Below are 12,039 nucleotides of genomic sequence, written 5' to 3'. Positions count from 1 at the left end.
CGATACCATGAAAAGGACTACAACTGACCTGATCGCAAGCCTCCAACCCACTATCCGGAGCGTCGACCGCAGGCAAACGCGCATGCGCTCCCTACGCCTGGCCCTACTCGCGGTAACCGCCTTTGTCGTCCTCCTTCTGGTCGGCTTCACACTGGATTATCTCTTCGCGTGGCGCAGCCCGTTCATGCGCTGGATCTTCCCCGTAGCCACCCTGCTCGGCACGCTCTGGCTCGGCGGGAAAGCCCTGCTCTCCCTCGCCCACCGTCAACAGTCCGGAAAATCCGCACGTGATATCGATACCGCATACCCCGCCCTGGAGGAGCGCTGGTCCACCGTCACCAATCTCGCCGCATCAAAGGATTCCGAAGCCATCAAAGGCTCCTCTGAACTTCTCGCCCAGGTCGCGACCGAAGCCTCGGATTTCAACGGAAAAGTCACCCCCTCAAAGGTCGTCTCCACGAAATCCCTGGGTAAACCCGCCATCGCCTCGCTCTTCGCCGCAGCCGCCCTCATCGCCTTGTGCATTGGAGTCTCGCAATTTACCGGAAAACTCAGCCAAAGATTTTTCCTCCCGTGGAACCAGGTCACCCTCACGGAAATCCGGGATACCACCCCGCAAACACCCCTGACACTCGGCTCGAACCTGACCATCTCCGCCAGCATCACCGGCAAAATTCCCGGAACCGCCACCCTCATCCTCCGCAACGAAACAACCGATAAGGAAACCTCCCAGCCCTTCGATCTCGGAAAGTCCACCGACATCTCCTTCACTCTGAAAAAGGTCACCTCCGCCGTCACCTACCGCATCCTCAGCGGCGATAAAACAACCCAGTGGCGCACCGTCCACGTGGTCGCCCCACCGAAGATCTCCGTCACCGAATTCCTCCTCACGCCACCTGCCTACACAAAGCAAAGCCCGGTGGAGAAAGACAACCTCCCATTCAAAATCCGGAGCGTCGAAGGGACGGTTCTTCACCTCACATTTACCAGCGACCAGGACCTGAAGGATGCCTACCTCTTCCAGGAATCTTCCACAAAGGAACTTGCCCGCATCCCCTTGAAAAAAATCGCTCCGCTGACCTACCAATACATAGCGGAACTCTCGGAATCCTTCACTTTCCGCCCGGTCATTATCAATAAAGGAGGCCTCGAAAACCAACTCCAGCCCCGCTGCCAGATCACCATTTTCAGCGATCTCGCACCCACCGTAAAACTCCTGGCTTCCAGCGAAGACACCGCCCTCGACCTTGAAGACACCCTGAAAATCGACTTCGAGGCAAAAGACGATTACGGCGTTGAGCAGGCTGAAATCATCGTCCAGACCCAGGAACCCGGCGAGGAACCGAAAACCACCATCCTCCCCATCGACCTCAAGGAAGACAAAGGTGCCCGGACAATCCGCAGAACCATCGATCTCCCACTGGAAGATCTCAACCTCACCGAAGACACGGAGATCACATATTCCATAAAAGTCCGCGACTCCCGCGGACTCGATGAAGACGCCGCCGAACGCGACCAACTAGCCAGCGAGCAAAGCAAGGATCCTTCCAAAGAACAGCAATCCTCCCCCGAAAACGGTGAAGAAGCACCAAGCGAACCTTCAGTCGCGCAAACCGAGCAAAACGACCCGGTCAAACCACAGGACGCCAAGTCTCCATCGAATCCATCTGTAGCCCAGAGCCGGGACAACGACCCAGTCGAACGAAGCCAAGTGGAGAAACCCACCAACCCGTCCGATCCCTCCGTTGCGGAAAACAAGCAGAGCGATTCTGCAAAACCGAAAGGCCCTGAGACACCATCCGATGATCCCGGCGAACAAAACCCTTCCGATTCTTCGGTAGCTGAGAACAAAAACAGCGACCCAAGCCAACCAGACCAAGACGGGAAACCGAACAACCCGTCCGAGTCCCCTGTCGCGGAAAACCAACAGAACGATCTCAGCAAAGAGGCCGAACCGAAAACACCTTCAGGTGAGCCTGGTGTTCCAGGCCCCTTGGATCCCTCGGTGGCCCAAAACCAAAACCAAAATCCGAACGGCAAACCCACCGATCCTTCCGATCCGTCCGATCCTTCGACTGCAGAGAACAAGGAAAACGACCCCAAATCCTCCAGTGAAAATCAAGTTTCCCAAGAGGAAACAGCCCAAAAGAAACCACAGGAAGGCACCTCCGACTCAAAAAGCCTCTCTCTCCAAAAGCCCACCGAAGAAAGCAAACCCAGTGAAAATCAATCACCTGAAAACAATCTTGGCAAACGCCAGATCGACGTCGAAAGCGAGGTAATCGGAATCACCAGCACCTCGGAGAAAAAGATCAAGATCGATAATTTCACAAAGCTTGAAGACCGCGAGTCACGTGAAAAACTCACCATCCCCATCGAAGAAGCTATCGACAACTTCCAAGCAAAAATCGAAGGATCTCTAGAACTCGCCACAAGCCTCCGGAGAACCAAAGTAATCCAAAACATCTCCCTCTCCACAAAAGAGATTCAGGATGCTGAGAGTTCCGGCTCATTTATCGATTCAGCAATGATCATTGCATCAGAGCTCGATGAAAAAACGCAGAAAACCCCCTACGCATTCGTAGGAAGACAGCTCCAGGACATCGCGGCCACATCCCTCCAGCCAGCCACGCAATATCTGGATAAGGCCAAAGCCGAGCAGCTACCATTGGAAAACCTCCAATTTACTGAAAGCTTCCTTCAGGCCGCTCTCAGCCACCTGAGCGCCCTCCGCAAGCAATACGGCACAGTCAAAGCCGAACGCGAAAAGGCCGAAGCACTCCGCGAAATCAAGGAGATGTTCGTTCTCTATATGGAAGACATGCCGATACTTCTGGGGGGAGCGCCGGGCTCTCCATACACCAGAAACTTCATGGAACTCAGCAAAGAAGAGGCGGAAGCGATGCAACGAATGATCGATCGCAAGGTTCTCCTGAATCAAAAAATCGCGGAAATCCTCAAGGATAATCCGGAACTTCAGGCACGTCTCATGAGCCAGCAGCGCGACCGGGCAATTAACATTCGCGAAGCTCTCGCCACCCAGCAGCGCCAGCAGTCGGAAATCGACCTCGCCATAAAATCAATCGTTCAGACTGAAAACGATGCCACCAAAAGCGAAGCCGTTTACCAATTCATCCTCGGCAAGCAGGAAGCGATCACCAAACAGCTGGCTCTTTTCATCGACAGATCCACCACTTGGTTCCCGCTGGGAAGTGACCGCAACGACCCGCGCATCAAAGACTACCTCACCGCCACCCACTCACTCTCCATTCATGCAAAGGAGATCACCCGCCTCGTCAACGAACGGAAACAGGAGGAAGCCCAAACCGCCCTTGATGACTTCCTCATCAGCTCACAAGACATCACCGAAAAACTCGGCGACGTCAGCGTCATTGAGGAAACGAAAATGCCCGGAATCGGGATATTTGTGACAAACCGTCTGCGGGAGATTGAAAATATCATGCTCCATCAGAAACAGCTGGCCAATGACCTGGCAGACTGGAGCGATGGCGAATACGGCCTCATTTTCGCCGATCACCAGAGATTCCTCAGTAACCAGACAGCCGAGTTAAAAACCGAAATTGAGCTGAACACTGCCAGCTTCCTGAAGGAGCATGAGGAAATCTCAAAAACTCACGCCGAACTACAGGAACACATCTCCAGTGAAATTTTGGAAGTCCAGGAAAGCACGCTTGAGGAAATGAAGAAATCAGACTTCGCGCCAACCCTGCCCAAACTTTTCAGGGTCCACTCCGGATACAGCACCGCCATCACCCTACTCGATCGCCTGGTATATCAGGTCATAGACGTCATTGACGCTGAGGGTGATAAAAGTAGAGGGCAGCCAGACGCCATAGCTTCAAACAACGCAGTGAAAAAAGATCCTGTCGAAATTACAGAGAGAGAAGCACTAGCAAAATTAATGGAACTCGTTCAAATGGAGCAGAACTACCTGAAAACCTTCGGTATTCCCTGCTCTCGCCCTGCTAACATTACGGTACTGATGGATTGGGAGAAACCGTCTGAAAAAGGCAAGGAAGGCAAAGAAGGCAAAGAAGGCAAAGAAGGCAAGGAAGGCAAGGAAGGCAAGGAAGGCAAGGAAGGCAAGGAAGGCAAGGAAGGCAAGGAAGGCAAGGAAGGCAAGGACGGCAAGGACGGCAAGGACGGCAAGGACGGCAAGGACGGCAAGGACGGCAAGGACGGCAAGGACGGCAAAGACAAGTCCCGCGAAGAGTCCCGTGACCGAGCAAAGGCAGAAGCCCGGAAACTCGCCAAACAGGCACAAAAAGCACAGCAACAAGCTAACCAGGCCGCTAAAAAAGCATCCGAAGTTCAACAACTCAATGGCCGGGACGAGCTAGCCAACCTTCGAGAATTGCAGGGCACATCGGACTGGAACACGCTTCCCTCGGATCTGCGCGACGAGCTCCTCCAGCAACGCGGTCAAAATCCTCCGAAACAATACGAAGCCACCATCCAGGACTACTTCCGCTCCATCGCCGAGAGCCCGGAATAACATCCGGACCGGCACGTTTCAGCTCATCCTGAAAATCCGTGTCACGTCGTAGGATACATGGTTAAAGTCCTCCAACCATGAGTGGCATACGAATCGCAGTCATAGGCGGAGGCAGCGCCGGCATCTGCGCCGCCATCGCCGCGGCGCGGAATGGCGCACAGGTCACTCTATTGGAACGCTCCGATCAGCTTGGCGGTATGGGCACCCGTGCCATGGTCCATACCTTTTGTGGCCTCTATAATCCCGACACCACCAAGCCTCCGGAAATCGCAAATCCCGGTCTACCTGCGGAAATCGAATCCCTCATGCGCACTGAAACAGGCGCCGCTCCGGTAAAAATCGGAAAGGTCTACGTTTTGCCCCAGCACCCGGCTGCCTACGCAAAAATCGCTTCCTCACTCACCTCAGCGGAAAAAAATCTACAGACTTATTTCCACACAAAATGCACAGCGATCGATGGTAACGCAGATGGCAGCTTCCGGATTTCCACCGATAAATCCGAGATCACCGCGGACCGGATCATCGACACCTCGGCCGATGCCATCGCCGCCAATTACCTCGGTGCCACCCGCACTTCCAGCCCTCTGGAAATACGCCAGCGCTCCGCTTTTATCTTCTTTCTTGATGGTATCCCGGCAGAAGCCACCTCGGAAAATTTCCGGATGCGCCTCGCCCTGGAGATCGTCCGCGCGGTGAAATCGAACTGTCTCCCATCCGCCGCACTCGGCACCCACTGTCGCGCATCCACCACCCCGGGCCAGGTATTCTTCACTACCGACCTCGACCCCGCATCACCCACCGATCTTCTCGAAACCGGCAGGCATCTTGCGGAATCTCTAACCACGTTTCTGCGGAACACATTTCCGGAATACAAGAACTGCTCCCCTCCCCAGCTCGCCCCCGCTCCCGGGATTCGCGAAACCTATCAGTGGAAAGGTCAATACGAGCTCACCGGTAAGGATCTCATTGAAGGCACCACTTTTCCCGATGCTGTCGCCAATGCCACCTGGCCCCTTGAGCTACGGGAGACCACCCGTGGACCGCGTCTCCAATACTTCACCGAATCAAAGCCTTCCGGAATCCCACTTCGCTCCCTCGTCAGCTCGGAAATTCCCGATGTCTACTTCGCCGGGCGCTGCATTTCCGCCGACCACATGGCCCAAGCCTCAATCCGGGTCATGGGCACCTGCTTCGCCACCGGCCAAGCAGCTGGAATCGCGGCGTCACGGGCATAGCTCCTCTGACTAACACGATATTACCGCTAATGCATATTAGCCGCACTAACTGCTTGCCGCACCGTTCTCCTCGCTTAGAACCGATGGCATGTCAGCGCGCAAACTCCTTCTCGGCCTAGTCACTCTCTCCACACCCCTCACCGCGGCTGACTTCCTCGAGCCATACGAGCACAGCCATTTCAGCGGAAACGGAACTCCGGTGATCCATACCTTCGGGATAGAACCAGCACTCACCGGTCGCGACCTCTTTCTGGATTACACCTATGTGGATGGAGATGGCGGCTCAGAACAGGAAATCGAGCTAGAGCTGGAGTGGGCCTTCACCAGAAGGCTTGGAATCATCGTCGAGGTTCCATACATCTTTGAAAATGAAACCGGAGGCCCTTCCGCCTCTGGCATCGGAGATTTGGCCCTCGTTCCACGGGCGCTCCTTATCGATTCCGATCAATTTCTCCTCACCGGCCAGATTGAAACGGTAGTCCCCACCGGCAGCAGCACATTCGGTGGAGAAACCGCCATTGCTCCCGGCATCGCCACCTGGAATGATCTGGGCAACTGGTTCGCACTGAATACCCAAGTCGGCGTCGAGCATGTCTTCGATGAGGACTCTACGGAATTCTTCATCGGCCTCGGATTGGTGAAATCATTCGGTGATAGGCCTGACCTGCACACGGATCACACCGGCCACGATCACGCACATCAGCATCCGACCACCGCCGGCCTCATCAATCTTCATCTGGAATTAAATGGCTCCACCCCGCTCAACGGCGAGGAACAGGGAGACATCAATCTCGATGGACTTATCGGCATCAGTTACGGGCTCACGGAGCTCACGGATATTCGCCTCGCTTACCAGTTCCCGATCACTTCGCCGAAGGAATTTGATCACGCCATTACCAGCGGCCTGATCTGGCACTTCTAAATCAAGCTCTGCTTATGGCAAGGGGATGGAAGGCGACCAAGCCATCTATCCCCTTTTCCTTCAGACTGACCTTCTCTGCGGAATATCGTGATTCCGGTATGCGACGATCAGCTGTTCCAGATGCTTGATCGCGAAACCCAGATCCCGACCGCGTCTGCTATCGGAGACGAGCTTCGCATCCTTCCACTCTCTCACCACGGTAATCTTCGGGACAATATCCGCACCGTCGGAAACCGCGGATTCCACGGACTCGAAATGGTGGTGCATAGCGATGAATGTTCGATGAGGCTCCAGAACCAACGTATAGCCATGGTCTCCGTATGCCTCGGAAAATGCGCCATCAATGGTGATGGCCTTCCCGCTCCTTTTGATCGGTGACTCGCCCTTCTCCACCTTCACCGGCACGTGACCGTTGACGATGATCCCCTCCACCGGATCCACCCCGAATTCCTTCAGAAGATTTTCGCAGAACCAGGTCTCGTGCAGCAGCTCGAAATACGGGTTCTTCCGCTCATCGTGGGGAGTTTTGTCCTCCACCAGAGCACGCTCAAGTGTTGCCATTCGGTCCTTACCGAACAGCGGTGACTGGGGTCCGCTCCAGAGATACCATAGCATATCGAGATCATTGCGCGTAGGCTTGTCATCCACCATCCGGTAAACGGCCCGGTCGATTGCCTTGAACAGCTTTTTACCGGTCAGCGCGCGTCCGTCTATAATCATTGGCAGCATCTCGCCTTTGCTATCCACCGGCACACATGCGTGGAAAATAAGCTGCTCCTCCCGGGAAATAACCATGGAGCCTTTCTCCACCATCCATTTCATGTGTTCCCACAATTTCTGACTATTGAGGAACGATGATTTCAGACGGCTCAGGCACGTCTGCTCCTCCTTCGTAAGTTCGTATGGATCCGCCGGATCGATCGTCGGGAAATGGGTATCTTTCAGATCATACTCCACCCCATCAATCATGATGGTTCCCTTTTCGTGATCCATCCGATGAAGAAGCATCCGGTTCTGAATACCCCACTCGGGATGGCGTGCGATCAATTGACCTTCCAGCTTGAACTGCATAACCGCGATTGCCTTCTGCATTCTGGCCACGGAGAGCGTCTCACGGGAGCCCGTCCCCTTCGGCATGAAACACTCGGCAGGGTCATCCCCGTAAATTTCACGGGCAAAGAACTCAAGCGGCATCAGGGGAATGCCATAGCCCTCCTCCAGCTGGAAAAACCTCCGATACCTCAGGGAAACCCGGAGCACCGTGCAAATCAGCGTCTCGCTACCCAAGCAGGCACCCAGCCACAGCATATCGTGGTTCCCCCATACAAAGGAAACCTTCGGCTGCTGCATAAGGTAATCCACCACCTTGTCACCACGCGGTCCCCGGTCCCAGCAGTCTCCGGCAATCACCAGCTCATCAATCGCAAGGTTCCGGATCAAACGGCTGGTAAGGTGGATGAAATGCAGCACTTTTCCCCTGCATACCAGGGCCTTCACTATCGCGCCCACATACGCACCCTCCCTCTCGGTGGAAGGTTCATGGAGAATTTCCGTGAAAAGGTCCGCGTATTCCGCAGGGAAAAGCCTTGTCGCATGCTTCAAGCTCTGGCGCGCCGCGAGAACTCGGATTACCGCGAACAAACTGTGCAGCGTCCTCACCGCATAGGCTTCCTGATCCTCCGCCTCCCTCAGGGAACGCTCCAGCTGCCCAACCACCTCCGCAGGATAAAAGATCAGCTTCATGAATTCCTCGAACTCATCGGCCGGAAGCTTATCCATCAGCAAATTCTCCACCAATGGCCTGAGCGTTCCCGAAGCATTGTTAATGACGTGCCTGAGTTTTTTATCCTCACCATGAATATCACTGATCACGTGCACCGTGCCCTTCGGAAGAGTCAGCTCCGCCGAAAACCTCGCAATCTCCGCAATAGCGCTATCAATATTGGGAACACGCTTCGAGATCGCTCTCAGCGTTTCGATTTCATACTCACGTTCTGCAGGGGTTTTGCGACTTCTCTTCACAACAAAAGTCGTAAACCAGACCACCTCAATTCTGCCACGTTTTTCCACAGATATACGAAGATATTCCCAAATACCACATATGTATCAGGCTAATACTCCGTCGGATGATTTCAAAAGCAGGATTAGAAAAATACCTCCCTTCAGAAAGTGACCTTTTGTGTTAAATTCCCCATCGAATATACCTAACCACAGACGAGGGAACCCCTCTCCCGAAACCTGATCACAGTCTCTCACCCATCCATATGAAACCCGAACACTATCCCGCAAAAACAGGCATCCTTTACGGAGGAGAATACCCGGGCGATACCGATCCCAGGATCGCGCGCGAACGAATCACCTATCTGGTGGAAGCAGGAATCCGCACATTTATCGACCTCACAGCTCCAATCGATTTCCTGGATCCCTACGAACATATTCTGGAAGATCTTCGGCAGGAAAAAGGCCTGGATTTACGAAGAATTTCCATCCCCATCCCGGATATGAACATTCCCGATTCCTCGGAAACCATGGCAAAAATACTCGATCATGTGCACACCGCGCCTCCGGCCATTTACGTGCACTGCTGGGGCGGCATCGGCCGCACCGGAACCGTCATCGGTTGCTGGCTACGGGAAACGGGCCTGGGTCCGGACGAAGCATTGGAGCAGGTCCAAAGCCTCTACTCCACAAATATGCCGAAATCGAAAAGACTTCCCGAATCGCCGCAAACACCCAGCCAGAAGGCATACGTCCGGGAATGGAGCCGTAGATCGTAACCCTCATTTCACTTCTACTCCGTGCCTCATACAGTCCTCATCCCGGATGAAACCCTCAACCGCGCGGCCGATTATCTGCGTTCGCTCAATTGCGATGAGTCACAGCCGGGCAAGCGATTGCAAGCCAAGCTCGCGGAAAATCCGAAGCCAGACATTACCGTTCCCGACTTTCTCGGGACACTGCTGAACACCAAGCTCCCCCAGATTTTCGCGGAAAGCGCAATTTCAGGCGATGGCTCGGATTGGAACCAAACTGAACTAGGCCTGCTCGGAGACATATCGATTCCAGTCCCCGTCACTGTCTTCGACAACGCCAACCACACCGCCCCCGTCATCCACCCGACCCCGTTTCAGGGAACCCTGGTCTACACCCCTGGCGCGTTACTCCGTAACGACAGAGGCCACACACCTGCTGATTGGACCGAGGTAACAGAACCCGGCGGCCGCTTTGACCCCGAAGGCTATTACCGACTCTACGAGCGTCGCCTCCTTCCGGTGTTCCGATACATCAACCAAAGCGCAGCGGCGAAAAACAAACCCGCTCTTATCACGATCCCCGGCCTCGGCTGCGGCTGCTTCGCCGGGCCTTTTGCCGGGAGTCTGGGAAAAGAATTGGAAACAGTCCTCCGGAGATTTCTCGAAAAACACGGAGCCGGCTTTCCGGATATCGGAACGGTGTATTTCGATCCATTCAACGAATGCGAAAACATGCAAAGCACCCATCACGGGATCTCACTGAGGACTCGCCCGCTGCTTCAAGGCAATCAGCGAAAATCACAACTCTGCCCGCCAACTGCTTTCGAGGAAACAGGCGATGATTTCTCCGGCTGCCTGCTGTTCAGCATCGTCGCCTGGGATCACGTTTCATGGCCTGGTAACGATTTTTTCGCTGGGAGCCGCTGCACCGATGACGGGGTGAAAGCCGCGGCAACGGACTCCATGTATGCGATTACAGGAGTTGAAGGATCTTATAATACGAAGCAAAACGCGTATCTCCCGCCATCCCCTTTCCGCAACTGGGCGGAGGTCGTCTTACAAAACAACCTCCGGTTATGATCCGGGAAAACCCGACTGGAGCCTATTCTTTCTGGGGGTGGACCAGGTTATCCACCTTCTTCTGATCCCATGGGATAGAACGATCAAAGATCTCTCCATACTGGGCGTAGCGGTGATACGGAACGCTTCCGCTCTTCCATTTTGCCAACTCCGCATCGTAGTTTTTGCGCATGGTCTCCAGCTGCGGCTGGGCCTCCGGATTGCGGGCTAGATTGCTCATTTCCATCGGATCCTTTTTGAGATGAAACAACTCCTCGGTCGGTTCCATTTTATCGTCACCATACCACCAGTAGGTATATTTCCAGTCCTTGGTAACTGTTGTCAGACTATGGGTCGAAGGAGGCCCGAACACATTGACGAAAGCCAACTGTTCATGAACGTCCACCGTAGGATCTTCCAGCAGTGGCAGTAAACTGACCCCATCCATATTCTCGGGAATTTCGACACCTGCCAGCTCCAGCATGGTCGGTGCAAAATCGATGTTTCCGGTCAGTGCCGGACTTCTCAGTTTCTTCCCGGCGGATGGACTGCGCGGATCATAGATCATAAGCGGCGCACGTGCGGCTTCTTCCATCGGTAGTTCCTTGGAGCCATATCCATGTGCCCCGCAGATAAATCCGTTGTCGCTGGTGTAAATCACCACCGTATTTTCCGCAATTCCCTGCGCCTCCAGCTCCTCCCGGATCATACCGAGGGCCACATCGATCGCGTAGACCTGCTGATAATATTTAGCCATCACGCCATCGTAATCCTTGTCATAATCCCACAGCTCAAAACGCTCATATTGACGTCCCTGCTTGCTTTGCTCGGCGAGATGTTTGCCATTTTCACGGCCGTAGTTCGCTGGCTTCGTGAATTTCTTTCCCGCGTAGATATCGTCAAACTTCGGATCCGGGTCCACCGGCTGGTGCGGTGCCTTGAAACTAATCGATAGGCAAAACGGCTTCTCCTGCTTCGCAGCTTCCCGGATCACATCCCGCCCGAACGCTCCGTATGACAAGGTGGAATGCGGATACTCCTTCGCATACTTCGCCATCGATTTATTTCGCGCCGTCTGGTATTGGGTCTGCCCCGGGCCGCCGCCCCAGTAATCGAAATCACTTTCGCAAAGGCCCTGTTTACGCCCCTTCACTTCAAAGCCGAATTTCCCCGCAAACGCGGTCAGATAGCCAGCTTCCCTCAGCAGGACCGGATAGGATCCAGCCCAGATTTCCGGCATCATGTCACCGTGTTCGAAGTTCGTGCCGGTCTTGTATTCATACATCCCCGTCATCACGCTGGCTCTGCTGGCCATGCAGATCGCGGTGGTATTGTAATGCCGGTCAAAGACCACCCCGTCATTCCCGAGCTTATCCATGTTCGGAGTCTGCACCTCCGCATTTCCATAAATCCCGACCGATCCGAAGTTCTGATCATCCGCCATCAGATAGATAATGTTCGGACGGGTCTCTCCAAAGACAGAACCGGATCCAAAGCCGATGGCAAGTGTGCATGAGACAATGAGTTTTGATGATATTTTCATGAAGAATGAAT

Annotated in this window: 7 protein-coding genes; 5 read left to right on the top strand and 2 right to left on the bottom strand. The window is 54.3% G+C overall.

What is annotated here, in order from left to right:
• Positions 1 to 7: 7 nt before the first annotated feature.
• The 3 genes from AAGA79_RS04245 (at position 8) to AAGA79_RS04235 (ending at position 6,673) form a co-directional block, all read left to right on the top strand.
• Positions 8 to 4,516: a hypothetical protein gene (locus AAGA79_RS04245; RefSeq protein ID WP_411827532.1), complete on the top strand. Its 4,509-nt coding sequence runs from the start codon at positions 8 to 10 to the stop codon at positions 4,514 to 4,516.
• 77 nt (positions 4,517 to 4,593) lie between these two features.
• Positions 4,594 to 5,751 carry an FAD-dependent oxidoreductase gene (locus AAGA79_RS04240; RefSeq protein ID WP_411827531.1) on the top strand — a complete coding sequence of 386 codons (1,158 nt, stop codon included), beginning with the start codon at positions 4,594 to 4,596 and terminating at the stop codon, positions 5,749 to 5,751.
• An 88-nt stretch (positions 5,752 to 5,839) separates the two neighbouring features.
• A complete protein-coding gene (locus AAGA79_RS04235) occupies positions 5,840 to 6,673 on the top strand; it encodes a hypothetical protein (protein ID WP_411827530.1) in 834 nt (277 codons plus the stop codon).
• A gap of 60 nt (positions 6,674 to 6,733) precedes the next feature.
• Here AAGA79_RS04235 and AAGA79_RS04230 read toward each other — a convergent pair whose 3' ends face one another.
• Entirely contained in the window at positions 6,734 to 8,695 is a 1,962-nt protein-coding gene (locus AAGA79_RS04230) for a fructose-bisphosphatase class III (protein ID WP_411827529.1), read from the bottom strand.
• Positions 8,696 to 8,937: 242 nt separating this feature from the next.
• Between AAGA79_RS04230 and AAGA79_RS04225 the strand changes: the two genes are divergently transcribed.
• Positions 8,938 to 9,450, top strand: a complete 513-nt coding sequence (locus tag AAGA79_RS04225; RefSeq protein ID WP_411827528.1) for a fused DSP-PTPase phosphatase/NAD kinase-like protein — start codon at positions 8,938 to 8,940, stop codon at positions 9,448 to 9,450.
• A 21-nt stretch (positions 9,451 to 9,471) separates the two neighbouring features.
• Entirely contained in the window at positions 9,472 to 10,506 is a 1,035-nt protein-coding gene (locus AAGA79_RS04220; protein WP_411827527.1) for a hypothetical protein, read from the top strand.
• A 22-nt stretch (positions 10,507 to 10,528) separates the two neighbouring features.
• On the opposite strand, the gene AAGA79_RS04215 is transcribed toward AAGA79_RS04220, so the two are convergent.
• Positions 10,529 to 12,028, bottom strand: coding sequence for a sulfatase (locus AAGA79_RS04215; RefSeq protein ID WP_411827526.1), 1,500 nt, complete (start codon positions 12,026 to 12,028; stop codon positions 10,529 to 10,531).
• Positions 12,029 to 12,039 lie beyond the last annotated feature (11 nt).

Source organism: Luteolibacter sp. AS25, assembly GCF_046736275.1.
Taxonomy (GTDB): Bacteria; Verrucomicrobiota; Verrucomicrobiia; order Verrucomicrobiales; family Akkermansiaceae; genus Luteolibacter.
Note: the sequence above shows the minus strand (reverse complement) of the source record. Positions and strands in the feature narration are given on the sequence as shown.

Coding starts and splice junctions, on each gene's coding strand:
- AAGA79_RS04245 (WP_411827532.1), top strand. CDS start 8: ATGAAAAGGACTACAACTGACCTGATCGCAAGCCTCCAACCCACTATC.
- AAGA79_RS04240 (WP_411827531.1), top strand. CDS start 4,594: ATGAGTGGCATACGAATCGCAGTCATAGGCGGAGGCAGCGCCGGCATC.
- AAGA79_RS04225 (WP_411827528.1), top strand. CDS start 8,938: ATGAAACCCGAACACTATCCCGCAAAAACAGGCATCCTTTACGGAGGA.
- AAGA79_RS04215 (WP_411827526.1), bottom strand. CDS start 12,028: ATGAAAATATCATCAAAACTCATTGTCTCATGCACACTTGCCATCGGC.
- AAGA79_RS04235 (WP_411827530.1), top strand. CDS start 5,840: ATGTCAGCGCGCAAACTCCTTCTCGGCCTAGTCACTCTCTCCACACCC.